The organism is Streptomyces sp. NBC_00016 (assembly GCF_045040885.1).
Lineage (GTDB): Bacteria > Actinomycetota > Actinomycetes > Streptomycetales > Streptomycetaceae > Streptomyces > Streptomyces coriariae.
The window spans coordinates 892,756-908,514 of record NZ_CP108304.1 but is presented as its reverse complement, the minus strand read 5'-3'; the positions used below and the strand labels follow the sequence as shown (position 1 = coordinate 908,514).

12 protein-coding genes are annotated in these 15,759 nt (G+C 72.2%); 6 read left to right on the top strand and 6 right to left on the bottom strand.

Features of this window, described 5'->3' with window-relative positions:
• Window positions 1-87 precede the first annotated feature (87 nt).
• From OG933_RS04155 to OG933_RS04140, 4 genes are read left to right on the top strand one after another with little or no spacing between them, the layout of a single operon-like run.
• Window positions 88-651, top strand: a complete 564-nt coding sequence (locus tag OG933_RS04155) for an MSMEG_1061 family FMN-dependent PPOX-type flavoprotein (protein ID WP_405625429.1) — start codon at window positions 88-90, stop codon at window positions 649-651.
• 56 nt (window positions 652-707) lie between these two features.
• Complete coding sequence (locus tag OG933_RS04150) at window positions 708-1,577, top strand: ABC transporter ATP-binding protein (protein WP_362521929.1); 870 nt, start codon at window positions 708-710, stop codon at window positions 1,575-1,577.
• Window positions 1,574-2,554 (top strand): iron-siderophore ABC transporter substrate-binding protein, encoded by a 981-nt coding sequence (locus OG933_RS04145; RefSeq protein WP_362521927.1) that lies wholly within the window; start codon window positions 1,574-1,576, stop codon window positions 2,552-2,554. Before OG933_RS04150 ends, OG933_RS04145 begins: the two co-directional genes overlap by 4 nt.
• 8 nt (window positions 2,555-2,562) lie before the next feature.
• Window positions 2,563-4,635 (top strand): iron ABC transporter permease, encoded by a 2,073-nt coding sequence (locus tag OG933_RS04140; RefSeq protein WP_405625427.1) that lies wholly within the window; start codon window positions 2,563-2,565, stop codon window positions 4,633-4,635.
• Window positions 4,636-4,664: 29 nt separating this feature from the next.
• Here the strand turns inward: OG933_RS04140 and OG933_RS04135 are convergent, their stop codons facing one another.
• A complete protein-coding gene (locus OG933_RS04135; protein WP_405625425.1) occupies window positions 4,665-5,300 on the bottom strand; it encodes a TetR/AcrR family transcriptional regulator in 636 nt (211 codons plus the stop codon).
• Between the two features lie 104 nt (window positions 5,301-5,404).
• Complete coding sequence (locus OG933_RS04130) at window positions 5,405-6,853, bottom strand: hypothetical protein (protein ID WP_405625423.1); 1,449 nt, start codon at window positions 6,851-6,853, stop codon at window positions 5,405-5,407.
• 842 nt (window positions 6,854-7,695) lie between these two features.
• Here OG933_RS04130 and OG933_RS04125 point away from each other — a divergent pair.
• On the top strand, window positions 7,696-9,009 hold the full coding sequence (locus tag OG933_RS04125; protein WP_405625420.1) for an NtaA/DmoA family FMN-dependent monooxygenase: 1,314 nt from the start codon (window positions 7,696-7,698) through the stop codon (window positions 9,007-9,009).
• 38 nt (window positions 9,010-9,047) lie between these two features.
• Here OG933_RS04125 and OG933_RS04120 read toward each other — a convergent pair whose 3' ends face one another.
• Genes OG933_RS04120 through OG933_RS04105 form a run of 4 tightly spaced genes read right to left on the bottom strand, consistent with a single transcriptional unit; the run spans window position 9,048 to window position 14,927 of the window.
• Complete coding sequence (locus tag OG933_RS04120; RefSeq protein WP_405625418.1) at window positions 9,048-11,048, bottom strand: acetoacetate--CoA ligase; 2,001 nt, start codon at window positions 11,046-11,048, stop codon at window positions 9,048-9,050.
• Window positions 11,045-12,706 carry a bifunctional 3-(3-hydroxy-phenyl)propionate/3-hydroxycinnamic acid hydroxylase gene (locus OG933_RS04115; RefSeq protein ID WP_405625416.1) on the bottom strand — a complete coding sequence of 554 codons (1,662 nt, stop codon included), beginning with the start codon at window positions 12,704-12,706 and terminating at the stop codon, window positions 11,045-11,047. The genes OG933_RS04120 and OG933_RS04115 overlap by 4 nt, the downstream gene beginning before the upstream one ends.
• A gap of 33 nt (window positions 12,707-12,739) precedes the next feature.
• Window positions 12,740-13,699 carry a fumarylacetoacetate hydrolase family protein gene (locus OG933_RS04110; RefSeq protein WP_405625413.1) on the bottom strand — a complete coding sequence of 320 codons (960 nt, stop codon included), beginning with the start codon at window positions 13,697-13,699 and terminating at the stop codon, window positions 12,740-12,742.
• A gap of 46 nt (window positions 13,700-13,745) precedes the next feature.
• Complete coding sequence (locus tag OG933_RS04105) at window positions 13,746-14,927, bottom strand: VOC family protein (RefSeq protein ID WP_405625410.1); 1,182 nt, start codon at window positions 14,925-14,927, stop codon at window positions 13,746-13,748.
• A 158-nt stretch (window positions 14,928-15,085) separates the two neighbouring features.
• Between OG933_RS04105 and OG933_RS04100 the strand changes: the two genes are divergently transcribed.
• Window positions 15,086-15,721: a TetR/AcrR family transcriptional regulator gene (locus OG933_RS04100; RefSeq protein WP_405625407.1), complete on the top strand. Its 636-nt coding sequence runs from the start codon at window positions 15,086-15,088 to the stop codon at window positions 15,719-15,721.
• The last annotated feature ends 38 nt before the right edge of the window (window positions 15,722-15,759 follow it).

Here is a 15,759-nt window from a genome sequence, read left to right as displayed (position 1 = left end):
GCTCCCTGAGTAAGGCAAGCCAATCCTAAGATCGGATAATGTTCCCTGTACAACTATCTGCCGGGCGTACGCACAGGGGAGTCGGCCTTGCCGCACACGATCGATACCGCCGGGGCCGGACCGGACGCCGGGGCCGAGCGGGGCTGGGTGGCGCTGGAGTCGCGGGCCGAACTGCGCGTGCTGCTGGGCGAGCCCTGGCCCGTGGTGATCGAGAAGGTCCATGACCGGCTGACCGACCAGGACCTGGACATCGTCACCCGCTCGCCGTTCTGCCTGCTGGCCACCTCCGACGCGCACGGCAACTGCGACGTCTCCCCGCGCGGGGACGCCCCGGGTTTCACCCATGTCGTCGACTCCGGCACGATCGCCCTGCCCGACCGGCCGGGGAACCGCCGGGGGGACAGCTTCCACAACATCCTCGACAACCCGCACGCCGGCCTGCTGTACCTGATCCCCGGCGGCAAGGAGGTCCTGCGCGTCAACGGCCGGGCCCGCATCCTCACCGACGCCCCGTTCTTCGACGCCATGACGCTCGACGGCCGGCGGCCCGAACTCGCCCTGGTCCTGGAGATCGACGAGGTCTATCTGCACTGCCCGGCTTCGCTGCGCCGCTCGGGCGTATGGAATCCGGCGTCTTGGCGGACCGGCTGAGCCGGGTGCGGGGCACCCCTGATCAACTTGAATTAGGTTAGGCTAACCTTCGTCGTGTGAGATCTGGTGAAGAAGCAGCCGCCACCCCGCGGCTACGCGGTCATGAACTGTCGGCCACGGGTGTGACCGTGTCGTACGACGGCGTCGACGTCGTGCACGGCGCCTCGGTCGCGCTCCGGCCCGGCGAGGTGACCGTGCTGGTGGGTCCCAACGGCAGCGGCAAGTCGACGCTCCTGCGGACCATCGCCCGTCTGCAGCCGGCCCGCCACGCCACGCTCAGGATCGATGCCGACACCGACGGCCTCACCCTGACCGCCCGTGAGTTCGCGCGGCACGTCGCCCTGCTGACCCAGGGTCGCCCCACGCCCAGCGGGCTGACGGTGCGGGACCTCGTCGAGTTCGGCCGCTACCCGTACCGGGGCCGCTTCGGCCGGCCCGATCCGGACGCGTCGGCCGCGGTCGACCGGGCACTCGCGCTGACCGGTGTCACGGACCTCGCCGAGCGGGGCGCCGACCACCTGTCCGGCGGGCAACTGCAGCGGGTCTGGCTGGCCGGCTGCCTCGCGCAGGAGACCGGCGTGCTGCTGCTGGACGAGCCGACGACCTATCTCGACCTGCGCTACCAGATCGAACTCCTCGACCTCATCCGCGACCTGGCGGACGACCACGGGATCGCCGTCGGCGTCGTGCTGCACGACCTCGACCAGGCGGCGGCCGTCGCGGACCGGATCACGCTGCTCGAAGCGGGCCGGATCGTCGCCGACGGCCTGCCCGAGGACGTCCTCACCCCGGAACGCCTGACCGCTGTCTACGGCATCCGGATCGACGTCGACACCGACCCCCTGACCGGCCGACTGCGCACCCGCCCGATCGGCCGCCACCACACTCGACACACTCGAACCGAAAGGCTCGGCACCACCTCATGAGACGCCTCCTGTTCACCGCGGCCACCACCACCGCCGCGGCGCTCACCCTCGCCGCGTGCGGCACCACCGAGCCTGCCGCCGACAGCTCCGAGAAGCCCTCCCAGGCCATCAGCCTCACCGACGCCACCGGCGCGAAGATCAAGCTCGACGGCCCGGCCACCAAGGTCGTCGCCACCGAGTGGAACGTCGTCGAGAGCCTCGTCACGCTCGGCGTGGACCCGGTCGGCGTCGCCGACGTCAAGGGCTACAAGACCTGGGACACCGCCGTCCCGCTGAAGAACGAGCCGAAGGACATCGGCACGCGCGGCGAGCCGAGCATGGACACCATCGCCTCGCTCGCGCCCGACCTCATCGTGGCCACCACCGATCTGACCCCCGCCGCGGTGAAGCAACTGCGCAAGGTCGCCCCGGTGCTGGAGGTGACGTCCGCCGACTCCACCGACCAGATCGGCCAGATGCTGGAGAACCTCGACCTCATCGCCAAGGCCACCGGCACCACGACCAAGGCCGAGACGGCCCGTACGGCCTTCGAGGCCAAGGTCGCCGAGGGCAAGAAGGCCCTCGCCGCCGCCGGTCTCGCCGGTGCGCAGTACGCCTTCGCCGACGGCTACGTCACCTCCAACCAGGTCTCCCTGCGCCCATACACCAGCGGTTCGCTCATCGGGGCCGTCAACGAGGCGGTCGGCCTGAAGAACGCCTGGACGGTCGAGGGAGACGCGGCCTACGGCCTCGGCACCACCGACGTCGAAGGTCTCACCGCCCTGCCGAAGGACACCCGGTTCGCCTACATAGCCAACGACGACGACGCGAGCAGCACGCCCTTCACCGGTGCGCTGGCGAAGAACGCCGTGTGGACGTCCCTGCCGTTCGTGAAGGCCGGCGAGGTGCACCGACTGCCCGACGGCATCTGGATGTTCGGCGGTCCCGAGTCGATGGAGGCGTACATCGACGCCGTCGTCGACGCGCTGACGAAGTAGCGCCGGCCATGGCCGTCACCGCAACGCCCCCCGCGCTCCGTCCACCGGCCGCCGCGTCCCGGACGGGCGCGGCCGCGGTGACGGCCGCGCTCGTCCTCCTGGTCGCGGCCCTCGCCGTCGTCGACATCACCCAGGGCACCGCCGCCGTCGGACCGGCCGAGGTGTTCAAGGCCCTGACCGGGCGGTCCGATCCGGCCGACGCCTCCGTCGTGATCGCCTCCCGGCTGCCGCGGATGACCGCCGGCATCATGGTCGGCGTCATCCTCGGCGCGGCCGGCGCCGTGCTCCAGGCCGTCAGCCGCAACGTGCTCGCCGCTCCCGACACCCTCGCGGTGAACGCCGGTTCGTACCTGGCGCTCGGGCTGGTCGGCGTCACCGGCGTCTCGCTGCCGATGATCGCCTCCTCCGGGGTCGCCTTCGTCGGCGGACTCCTCGCCGCGACCGTCGTGCTCGCCCTGTCCGGCCTCGGCACGGGCACCGTACGACTGGTCCTCGCCGGCACCGCGCTGGCGCTGGGGCTGACCTCCGTGACCGAAGGCCTGCTCCTGCTGTTCCCCCAGGAGACCGAGGGCCTCTACCAGTGGAACCAGGGCAGCATCGGCCAGAACGGCTTCGACGGCGTCCTTCAGATGCTGCCGGTCGTCCTGGTCGGGCTCGTCGGCCTGTTGCTGACCGCCCGTCGGGTCGACGCGCTGGCCCTGGGCGACGACGCGGCGCGCGGGCTGGGCGTCCCGGTCCGCGCCACCCGTGTGACGGTGGTCGTCCTGGCGACACTGCTGTCCGCGGCGGCCGTCACCCTCGCCGGGCCCATCGGCTTCGTCGGCCTGTGCGCCCCGGCCCTGGTGCGACCGCTCGCCCGCCGGTACCGGGGCTTCGTCCGGACCCGGACGACGCTGCCCGTGGCCGGCCTGGTCGGCGCGGGCCTGGTCCTCGGGGCGGACGTGCTGCTGCGGGCCCTCGTGCCCGCGGACACGGCGGTCGCCGTGCCCACCGGTGTCGTCACCAGCCTGGTCGGTGCCGTCTTCCTGGTGGTGATGGCCCTGCGGCTGCGGGACACGGCCGGGGCGGACGCGCCGGACCGGTTGCGCATCCCCAACCGGGCGGCGTTCCTGACCACGCTGGCCGTACTCGTCGTCGTGGTCGTCGGCGTGACGATCGCCGGCGTCCTGCTCGGCGACAGCAAACTGCTGCTCGGCGATGTCGCGAACTGGGCGCAGGGGCGGGCCGGCCGGGCGGTGTCCTTCGTCCTCGACACCCGGGTGCCCCGCGTCCTCGCGGCGCTGTGCGCGGGCGGGGCGCTCGCCCTGGCCGGCACGCTGGTGCAGGCCGTGACCCGCAACCCGCTCGCGGAGCCGGGCGTCCTGGGTGTGTCCGGCGGAGCCGCGCTGGGTGCCGTGCTCCTGGTCACCACCGTGCCCGTCGCCGGGACCTGGGGCGTGGCGGGTGCCGCGTTCGCGGGCGCCGCGGTGACCTCCGTCGTCGTCTTCGGGCTCGCCGCCCGGGGCGGCTACCAGCAGAACCGGCTGGTCCTCGTCGGCATCGGCACGGCCGCCGGTACGACGGCACTGATCAGCCTGCTCATCGTGCTCACCGACCCGTTCAACGCGACGAAGGCGCTGACCTGGCTGTCCGGTTCGACGTACGGCCGGACCATGCCGGACGTGCTGCCCGTCGCGCTCGTGCTGACGGTGGGCCTCGTCTTCGCGGTCGCCCGGCGCGGCGAGCTGGACCTCGTCTCGCTGGACGCGGACACGCCCCGGCTGCTCGGCCTGCGACTGTCCCGGGCGAGGCTCGGGTTCCTGGTGGTGAGCGTCCTGCTCAGCGCGACGGCCGTCGCCTCGGCCGGCACCATCGGCTTCGTGGGCCTGGTGGCACCGCACGCGGCGCGTGCCCTCGTGGGCCGACGGCACGTCCGGGTGGTGACGGTCGCGGTCCTCCTCGGCGCCGCGCTCGTCTGCACGGCCGACCTGCTGGGCCGTACGGTCATCGCCCCGGCCCAGCTGGGCGCAGGCCTGATGACGGCGGTGATCGGCACGCCGTACTTCCTCTATCTGCTGGTGCGCGGCCGGCGGGGGCGCTAGGACGCGGCTGACGATTCCCGCCGGACGCCTCAGGCGCTGAGCCGGTCGGGGCGGGCGAGTCTGCGGACCCGTGCGGCGGCGAGGTCGCCGTCCGCCCCCACCGCGATCAGGGCGGCCGTGGCGGTTCGGGTGCCGTCGTCGCTCCAGGTCCCGGCGTTCACGCATTCCAGGAGCGCCAGCGTCAGTCCTTCGAGGGCCCGGCCGAGCGGGTCGGGCGGGACGCTGGTGTGGAAGACGCCCTGTCGCTGCCCGCGCTCGATGATCGCCGTCGCCATCTCGCGGGCCGGGCCGAGGATCTCGTTCACGCGCTCCGCCCCCAGGTCCTGGGGCGCCAGTCGCAGCAGCGTGCGACAGCGGTCACCGACGGGCCACAGGGCAAGGACGAAGCGTGCCATCTCGGTGACGGCGTCGGGGCCGGGGACCGGCATGGCCGTCAGCGCGCGTCCGAGGGCCTCTGTCGCGTCCGAGGCGAGCCCCTCCACCAGGGCCGACCGGCCGCCGAAGTGGTCGTAGACGGTGCGGCGCACCACGCCGGCCGCCTCGGCGATGTCCTCGAGGCTGCTGTCGGGATCACGGCCGAGTTCCCGCCTCGCCGCTTCGAGGATGCGGGCCCGGGTGAGCCGTGTCCGGCGGCGTCCACCGCCCGCGACGTCTGGGTCGGTCATGTCGGACCTCCGGTCGGCCGGGGAGGATGCCTCGATATTTGCACACTAGCGGGCAATAAACCAGTCTGCCGGCCGCCCTCCACAGCTCCACCGGGTACTCCGCGTCACCCGGCCTCGATGCCCACGACGCCGGTGATCGTGCCCTGGTAGACAACGCCGCCGGGGGCGATCGTGCCCACCATCTGGAGGGTGTCGTACAACGACGACAGGCCCAGATACCTGGTGCGGGTGACCGCTCCGGTGTCGGGGTCGATCTGGGCGTAGTGGTACGGGTCGAGGAGCGAGGTGGCGTCGCTGCCGGGCAGCACCGACCCTCGCACGATCGTGTGGATCAGGCCGTCGGCGGTGGACAGCCGGGGCACCGCCGACGACCTCACGACGGTGTCCCACCTCAGGTCGCACCCGCTGCCGTCGGCGCGTACGTCGACCCTGGTCAGCCCGCCCGTGAAGTCCGCCGAGGCCGGGTCGCTCTCCCCGGCGTTCTCGGGCAGGGCCGGATAGGGGTAGCCGTACGTGCTCGCCACGAACACCGAACGTCCGGCCCCTATGGGTGAGTTCTCGCTCCCGCTGCCTCCGGAGCGCAGGACGGGAACGGAGCAGACCTGGGCCCCGGTGTCGGCGCGGTAGACGAGCAGGTTCACGGTGGGGGAGGCGTTGTCGACGATGGTGACGTAGTCCGTACCGTCGCCCGGGCCGAAGAACGTCGGCGTCGATCCGGTGCCGTGGCTCAGCTGGCCGGGCTTTCGGGCGGTGCCGCGGTCGTAGGCCCGGCGCCAGGAGACGGCCGGCGTGCCGTCCGCGTCGGCCGTGAGGAGATAGGTGGCGTGGGTGGTGGCGACGGCGGTACCGGAGGGCGCGGTGGAGACGGAGTTCTCGACCCGCTCACCCGGCGGCAGGGCGAGCGTGCGCACGGCGCCCGTGGCCTCGTCGGCGGTGCCGACCACACCTCCCCCGGTCGCGAACCACACCCGGCCCTTCCAGTCGGGCGCCAGGCCCGTCACCGCATCACCCTCCGGTACTGCGGCATCCAGGGACAGGGCGCGGTCGACGTACAACTCCCACTCCCCGTCCGCCTTTTCGCGGTGGGCGATACGCAACAGGGCGTTGTCTCCGTCGACGGCGACGAGCCGGTCCTTGTCGTCGAGGTACGCGTAGACGCCGCCCAGGAGTGAGCCTTTGGTGAGGGCGAGTCGTGCCAGCGATGTGCCGGTCGCCGGGTCCAGCAGATGCACGGTGGGGACACGGGTGAAGATCGGTGTGCACAGGGCCAGCGGGTAGCCGTCGGAGCCCACCAGAATCGTCGGGCACGCCGATTGGAGTGCGATCCGCTTCGAGGTCAGCGGACCCGTGCCCGGTCCGGGCAGAGGCGTCGCGTCGGACGAGCCGGTGTCGCCGTGCATGGTCGCGGTTCCGTCCGGCCCGGCGTAGGGATTGTGCGGCGGAAGCGGCCCGAGCGCGCTCGCGGCGGCGCGGGCGGGGGACAGCGAGGCGGCGAACAGGAGCGTGCCGACTGCGGCGAGAACACCGGCACGGCAAAGCCGAGGCGAGGGCATGCGGACAGGTCCTATCGGGATGCGGTGGCGGTATGTGCGATGCCTTGACGCGCGCCCGTCGGCGCAGGACGGGAGAGGGCACGCGGATCGAGGCGCAGTGACAGGCCCCGGGCGCGGGCGAAGGCTGTTCGTCGCCCGGGAGCTGCGCGCGCAGCGGGCGGGCGGCAGGCGGGCGACGCAGGTGTCAGGCGGCCGCGCGGGGACAGAGCGCGGAGCATGCGTAGGCCAGGTCGACGTGGAGTCGACGGCTCAGATACGCATGATCACCCATGGCGGCCAGTGTGGCAGCCTTATCAGGTACAGGACAAGGACTGTCTCGACCGTCGGACGCGAACGCGCCTGCGCCGGGGCGTAGTTCCGGGTCCTTGGTCGACAAGGGCCGGCGAGCGGATGGCCTTGCAGCGGCGTACGACCACGGGAGATCATGGGCGTGCCCCGCGGAATCCGCGCACGCACCGCGCAGCAGGGCACCGTCCGGTGCAGAGACGTCAGGACCGAGGGGGCCACGGTGGGGACAGCGCCCGTCCGTCCGGTCCGCAACCCGGCGCTGGCTCCCTGCTGGACGAAGCGTCGGCACGTCGACCTGTGCCGGACCCACACCGCGCTCTGTCGCTGACCCGACCTCCGGCTCCCTTCTGACGGGCCTGCGCCTGTCCGCCCTGCCCGACCGATGGCGGCCGCGCGGGCGCGGGTCCTCACCCGCCGCCGGAACCCCATGTCGGGGCCACCACCCCACAGCCGGATGCCCGCCCTTCCCGCAGAGCCATGTCCGGGTGCGAGCCCGTACCCGTGGAACTCCGCCCCCCGAGATGACACCGACGTCGGTGAGAAATGGACGAGTCGTGAGTGTGCAGCAGCCCAGGACGCTGAAAACCGTGACCGGAGCCGGCGGTACGTCGGAGACGTACGACCTGGCGGTCGACCCGACCCGGTCCACGCTGGACACGGCCGTGCGGGTGGCGAAGCTCGCCGAGGCGGCGCGGATCGACGCCCTGTTCACCGCCGATCTGCTGCGCTTCGACGCTCAGGGTTCGATCGGATCGCAGGAGCCCCTGGTCTTCGTCTCGGCGCTGAGCCAGGTGACATCGCGGATCGGTCTGATCGCGACGGTCTCGACGACGTTCAACCACCCTTTCAACCTGGCCCGGTTGTTCGGAACGCTCGACCATGTGAGCGAGGGGAGGGCGGCCTGGAACCTGGTGACCTCCTCGGTCGGTGAGGAGAACTTCGGGCCGGGTGAACTCCCCAGCCCCGAGGAGCGTTACGCACGCGCCGCGGAGACGCTGGAGGTGGTCAACGCGCTGTGGGACAGCTGGCAGCCCGACGCCCTGACCGTCGGCGCGGACGGGAAGGCGGTGCTGCATCGCGACCGGGTGCACCCGATCCACCACTCCGGCCGGTTCTTCGACGTGGCCGGCCCGCTCAACATCCCGCCGCTGCCGCAACGGCGGCCGGTGCAGATCCAGGCCGGCCAGTCCGCGGCGGGCACGACGCTGGGCGCCCGCTTCGCGGAGATCGTCTTCACCTCGCTGCCGACGCTCGACCACGCGCTGGACTTCACTCGGAAGATCCGGGGCCAGGCCGAGCAGTTCGGCCGCGCCGACGGGCTGCCGCTGATCTTCAGTTCGTTCCACGCCACGTTCGGCGCGACCGAGGAAGAAGCGCGGCGACTCGTTCGCGAGCGGCGCGAGGCCATCGACTTCGAGCGCGGTCGCGACCAGGTCGCCGACATGCTCGGCGGCGGCGTCGACCTGTCCGGCCTGCCCCTCGACGCACCACTGCCGCAGAGCGTGCTGCCGGAGATCGCCTCGGTGAACCGGCGCCGCGGCCGGGTCGACATCTTCGCCGGGTACGTCCGAAAGGGCTACACGCTGCGCGAGCTCGTCGTCGCGGCGCAGGACACGGGTCACTGGGCCGCCGCCGGGACCCCCGAACAACTCGCCGACGCGGTGGAGGAACGCTTCCGGGCGGGCGTGCTGGACGTGATCTCCCTGAGCGGTCTCGCCGACCCACGGCAGCACGACTTCATCGTCAACGGCCTGCTGCACGAACTGCGCAAGCGGAAGGTCGTCGCCGCCGACTACACCGGTACGACGCTGCGGGAGAACCTGGGACTCGAGCTGCCGGCCCGAAAGGCGCCGGCCCGCCGAAGCTGACCGGCGCCGCGCCCAGGAGCCACCGGAACGTCCGGGCATCACACCTGGTCGGCGCTTCTGCGGCCCCGGCGGTCGGCGCCGAGCCGGACGAAGTGGGCGATGAGCTCGGGGGCGTCCACCGCGGCGGGGTTGACGACCTGCTCCGCGGGGGCGCCCTGGAGGAGACGTTTCACCGGGACTTCGAGCTTCTTGCCGGTGCGGGTGTGCGGGATGGCCGGGACTTCCAGGATCTCGTCGGGGACATGGCGGGGTGAGACGCCGGTGCGGATCGCGTCACGGATGCGGTCGCGGAGGACGTCGTCCAGTTCCGTACCGGCCGCGAGGACGACGAACAGCGGCATCCAGTAGCCGCCGTCCGGTTCCTCGGCGCCGATGACGAGGGCTTCGGTGATCTCGGGCAGCCGTTCGACGACGTCGTGGATGTCGGCGCTGCCCAGTCGGACGCCGTTGCGGTTCAGGGTGGAGTCGGAGCGGCCGTGGACGATCACCGAGCCGTGGGAGGTGAGCGTGATCCAGTCGCCGTGGCGCCACACACCGGGGTAGGAGGAGAAGTAGGCGTCGCGGTAGCGGGTGCCGTCGGCGTCGTTCCAGAAGTACAGCGGCATCGACGGGAGAGGCCGGGTGACGACCAGTTCGCCGACCCTGTCCACCACCGGGACGCCCTCGGGGTCGTAGGCGACGAGTGCCACGCCCAGGTGCGGTGCGGACAGTTCACCGGCCCAGACCGGCGTGTTGGGCGCGCTGCCGGCGAATCCGGAGACGATGTCGGTGCCGCCGCTGATGGAGGCGAGCAGGACATGACCGCCGACGTGGTCGCGGACCCACGGGTAGGCGGAGGCCGGCAGGGCGGAGCCGGTGCAGCCGACGACGCGGATCGACGACAGGTCGTGCACGGACGGGTCGATGCCGAACTTGGCCATGCCCAGCAGGTACTGGGGACTGGTGCCGAAGACGGTGACGCGATGGCGGGCCGCCAGCTCCCACAGCACGTCGGGGCGGGTGAACGGGGCGGGGCTGCCGTCGTAGGTGCACGTGGTGGCGCCGGTCAGCAGGGTGGAGGCGATGAGGTTCCACATCATCCAGTGGGTGGTGGTGTACCACAGGAGGCGGTCGCCGGGGCCGAGGTCGGAATGCAGGCCGAGGGTCTTGAGATGTTCGAGCAGGACTCCGCCGTGACCGTGCACGATGCCCTTGGGCGGGCCGGTGGTGCCCGAGGAGAAGACGACCCACAGGGGATGGTCGAACGGCACGGCGGTACAGACGAGTTGTTCCGTGCGGGTGGCGGCGTCCGCCCACGGGACGACCAACGACGGGTAGGCGTGCGAGGGCCAGGGCAGGCCGACATGGCCGACCAGCAGCGTGGCCTTCAACGTCGGCAGTGCGGTGGCCAGTTCGAGGACGGCGTCACGACGGTCATGGGTGGCACCGTTGAAGAGGTAGCCGTCCGCCGCGATCAGGACGGTGGGTTCGAGCTGGGCGAACCGGTCGGCCGCCGCCCTCGGCGCGTAGTCCTGCCCGCACACCGACCACACCGCGCCCAGGCTCGCGGCGGCGAGGAACGCGATGATCGCGTGCGGGGTGTTGGGCAGATAGCCGACGACCCGGTCGCCCTTGCCGACGCCCAGGTCGCGCAGGGTGGCGGCGACGGAGGCGACCTGGGCGCGCAGCCGCTCCCCGCTCACCTCGTACCCGGCGCCGGTCTCGTCGAGCGCGACGATCGCCGTGTCGTCGTCCCCGAGGTTGCGCAGGGCGTGGTGGGCGTAGTTGAGGGTGGCGCCGGGGAACCAGACGGCGCCGGGCATCCGCTCCTCCTCGAGCACCCGCTCGTACGGGGTGTCCGCGTACACGTCGAAGTACTCCCACACCGCGCTCCAGAAGCCCTCCAGGTCGGTGACCGACCAGAGGTGCAGGGAGGCGTAGTCCGAGTCCACGGCCACCCCCCGGTGCCGGGCGGCCCAGCGGGCGAAGTCCACGACGCGGCTGGCGGCGGCGGCCTGCGGATCGGGCGTGAAGAAGGGGTCCGGGCAGGGCGTGTTCATCGCGCGGTGCTCCTCGACAGGCTCTCCTCGACCGAATATCGGGAAGGCAGGGGGCTTCGGGTGGTGTGCAGCAGGGACGCCCAGTCGGCCGTACCGGTGAGTTCGCCGGCGCCGGACGGCACGACGTCCATGACGACGCGGTCGGGACGCAGCAGCACGGCGTCCGCCCTTCCCCCGCGCAGCCAGGCGGCGAGCCGGCCGTCGTCGCCGAGGCCGGCCACCGGGACGGTCCGGGCGCCGAGGCCGTCCGCGACCGCCCGCAGCGAGGGCGCCGGCGTTACGGCGGTCAGCAGGGCGAAGGAGCCGCCGAGCAGCTCGTCGAGACGCACGCGCCGGCCCTCGACGGCCACCCACGGCTGCGGGCAGAAGCCGCCCACGAGACCACGGCCGCCCCAGCGGGCGCGACGGCGCACGAGCGGCCCCGCGCCGAGAACCGGACTGAGGTCACGCGCGGCCGCCGTGGACAGGCCGGGGATGCGCACCGCCGCGCTCAGGACGCCGCGGCGGACGGCGGCGGCGCCGTCCTGGCCGCCGGTCATGGCCCAGCCCATCGCGACCGCGAGCCGGATCATATGGCGGGCGTGCGGCTTGCGTTCACTCTCATACGTCTTCAACAGCCGTTCGTCCGCGCCCTGTTGGAGGACTCGGGCCAGCTTCCAGGTCAGGTTGTGGGCGTCGCGCAGGCCCGCGCAGAGCCCCTGCCCGATGAACGGCGGGGTGAGGTGCGCGGCGTCACCGAGGAGGAAGACCCGGCCCCGGCGCCAGCGGTCGGCGATGCGCGCCCGGAAGGTGTACCGCGCCTGCCGCAGCACCGTGAAGTCGGCTCCGGGCGCGAGGTCCACCCACGGGGCGACGAGGTCCCGCAGCCGTTCGTGACCGAGTTCGGAATCGTCCCGCAGCCGGAACTCCCAGCGGTAGCGGTCCTCGCCGATGCGCATGAACGTCGCCGGCCGCCGTGGGTCACAGATCTGCTCGACGCCTTCCCAGCAGCGGACCGGCAGGCTGGTGCGCACGTCGACGACCGTCCAGCGTTCCTCGAAACGCAGGTCCTCCCAGACGGCGCCGACGGCGTCGCGGACGATGCTGCCCGCGCCGTCGCAGCCGAGGACGGCGTCCGCCCACAGGAGGTGTTCGCCCGTTTCGTCGCGGTAGGCGACGCGCACCGGCCCCTCGCCGCTCGCCCCTTCGCCGTCCGGCCCTTCGCCGTCCTGGTCGACGCCGACGACCTCCACCCCGCCGCGCAGTTCGCACTCCGGCGCGCGGGCGAGGGCGTCGCGCAGCAGCCGTTCCAGTTCCGGCTGGTCGAACATGCTGGTCTGCGGGAAGCCGTGGGCGCCCTGTGCGGCGCGCGGGAACTCGGCCATCACCCGGTGCCGGGCGTCCAGCAGCCGCAGCCCGCGCGCGGGGCGGGCGATCGCCGCGAACTCCTCCTGTACGCCCGCGGCCTGGAGGATGCGGCGCACCTCGTCGTCGGTGGCGACGGCGCGGGGCAGGGGATAGACGTCGTGGTGGCGTTCGAGGAGGACGGTCCTCACGCCACGCCGGGCCAGCAGCAGGGCGGCGGTCACGCCCACGGGCCCGGCTCCGACGATCACCACGGGTACGTGTCCCGGCCGGGGCGCGGTGTCCCGTGGTCCGGCGGCCTGGTCTACGGTCATGTGCGGCTCACTTCGGGTCTCAGGTCGCGTCGGTCATTTCGCGTCGGTGGCGGCGGTGCTCGCGTCGGTGACGGCGGTGCGCTGCTCACCGAGGTCGATCCGGCCGTCCGGCGTGGCGATCGTCGCGGTGATCAGGTCGCCCCGGCCGAGGTAGCGCGGGTTGCGGGCCTGGCTCTTGAAGAAGGCCTTCCACTTCACCGCCGGCGGCAGCAGCGCGCCGATCTTCTCGACCGCCTTGGGCGGCGCCTTGAGGGCGGTGCCGCCGGGCGTGCCGGTGAGCAGCAGGTCCCCGGGGTCGAGCGCCTGGAAGCGCGCCAGCAGGGTCAGTGCCTGCGCCGGGCGGACGATCATGTCGGCCAGAGTGCGGTCCTGGCGCGGCTCGCCGTTGACGGACAGTTTCAGCCGCAGGTCGAGAAGGTGCGCGAAGTCCTCCGGCTCCAGGAGGGAGAGGTACGGGCCGGCCGGGGTGAAGGTCGGGTACGACTTGCTCTCGTAGAACTGTGTCTTCGTCAGCTGTACGTCACGCGCGCTGACGTCGTTCGTGATCACGAGTCCGGCGACGTAGGCGGGCAGGTCCCCTTCCGCGACGACCGTACCGACCGGCAGCGGCGCCCCCATGACCAGGCCAAGTTCGATCTCGTAGTCCAGGAACCGCACATGGGGCGGGCGGACGATGTCGTCGTGCGGGCCGCTCACCGAGCCGGACGCCTTGCGGAAGAAGGCGGGCGGGATGTCGCCGGTGAATCCCGAATCACGGGCGTGGCTACGGTAGTTGACCATCTGGGCGACCACCCGGCAGGGGGTGGTGACCGGCGAGAGCGCGACCAGGTCGGCCACGGGCGTGCCCGTCCCGCCCGAGACGGCGGCCTCCCGGACGGCGGCCCGGTCGGCCAGCAGTCCGGCGGTGGTGACCGCTTCGGTGTCGATACGGACGGCGCGCGTGTCGCGCACCACCCACCAGCCGTCGGCGGTGCGCAGGACGTTGGTGCTCATGTCGTTGCCTTTGTGAGGGGGGCGAGGGGAGGAGGGGGCGCAGGGGTCAGGAGTTCGCGGCCTTGAGCAGGCCCAGGAGGCGTGCGGGGTCCATCTCGTTGTCGCCGCGCAGGGCCCGGAACACATCGCGGACCCGGGCGGGGGAGGGACTCGCGCCGAGGAAGTCCCGGGTGGCCGGCGGTCCCCACTGGGCGAGGCCGCTCGTGGACATGGGCGCCCAGCCGGGATCGAGGTCGCAGGAGAAGAGGTCGCCGTCGGCGAAGTGCTCCAGCATGAAGCGGTCGGGGTCGCGCCAGTAGTCGAAGAGCTGGCTGCCCTGGATGTGCCGGCCGATGCCCCAACTGCGCTTGTAGCCGCGTTCGTCGAGGTACTCGCCGCCTGCGGCGATGGAGTCGAGGTCGGTCACCTGGTAGGCGGAGTGGACATAGCCGTTGCCCGGCCCGAGGTGCATCGCGAGGGTGTGGTGGTCGACGGCGAGACTGCCCTGGTCGCAGCGGATGAAGGCCATCGTCGGACCGCGGTCGCGCTGCCCGTCCAGGAACAGGAAGTCGGACACGATCATCCCGAGGGTGTCCAGGTACCAGTCCAGGGCGCGGGCGAACACCCGTGTCTCCAGCACCAGATGGCCGAGTCGCTGGATACGGGACGGTTCACGCGGCGGGCGCTGCGCGAGATTCCTGCGACGGTGGTCCGTGCCGGAGTTGAGGAGCAGCGGCCGCTGTTCCGGCAGCGCCGGCAGCTGCTCGCCGCAGTGCACGACCCGGACCGGGAAGCCCGAGGGATCGAGCAGGTCGACGACCTTGCCGCCTCCGGACCCGTCCGCGTCACGAGCATCCTGTGTATCCCGTACGTCACGTACGTCCGAGCCGGTGGCGCGGGCCAGCCGGTCCAGGTCGGCCCGCTCGGCGGCGCGGAACGCCGGGCCGATGAAGCGGCTGGTGCGTCCCTTGCGGATCACCATGCACGGCGTGCCCGCGAAGGTGCCGCGCAGCCACAGCTCGCGCCCGGTGCGGGCGGCGACGCCGAATCCGAAGTCGCGGGCGAAGACCTCGGCCCGGTCCAGGTCGGGCTTCTCGAACTCCAGCCAGGCCAGGTCGGTGACCTTGACGACGGGGTTCCGGGAGCGCCCGGGATGTTCGCCGCGCAGGGCGCCCTGGTCGCTGTGGAGGTCCTGGTGGGCCGTCCTGACGTCGGTGACGCCGACCGCGTTGACGTGAGTTCCGGACATGGTGTCCTCCAAGCAACAGTGCCGTAATGAGGAAATCATCAGCTTTGACACTTCGATCGTCAAGAGACGCCCGACGGCGAGTGATGATTTCCTCAGATGTGAGCTGAGTGATTCATCAGAACTGTGACCTGGCACACCCGGTGGGTAGACTCACGTCCATGTCGACGTCAGCCCCGCCCCTCAACCGTTTCGAACGGCGTCGTGCCGAGACCCGTCAGGCCCTCGTCCGCGCGGCCCGGCAGATCCTCGCCGAGACCGGGGACACCAGCGCGAGCATCCAGGCCATCGCGGAGCGCGCCGATGTCGGCTTCGGTTCGTTCTACAACCACTTCGAATCGAAGACGGATCTGTTCGACGCGGCGGTCAAGGACGCCCTCGAAGAGCTCGGTCAGGCCTTCGACGAGCATCTGCAGGGCATCGACGACCCGGCGGAGCTCGTCGCGGCAGGCTTCCGCCTCAGCGCGCATCTGGCCGACGCCCGGCCCGAGCTGATGCAGGTCCTGCGCCACCGCGGACTCGGCCACATCCACTCCGACACCGGACTGGCCCCGCGTGCCGTGCGTGACCTCGAGGTGGGCATCGCCTCCGGCCGGTTCACCGTCGGCGACCCGACCGTCGCCCTGACCGCCCTGGGCGGCTCCCTGCTGGCACTGCTGGAACTGCGGTTCGCCCGCCCGGACCTCGACGGGGACGAGGCGGCCTCGAACCTGGCCGAGATGCTGCTGCGCATGCTGGGGCTCCCGCCGCAGGACGCCCGCGAGGTCGCCCGGCGCCCGCTGCCCGACCTCCGCTGACGCGCACCGCCGCACGACGTGGCGTCGGAGCGGCGCGC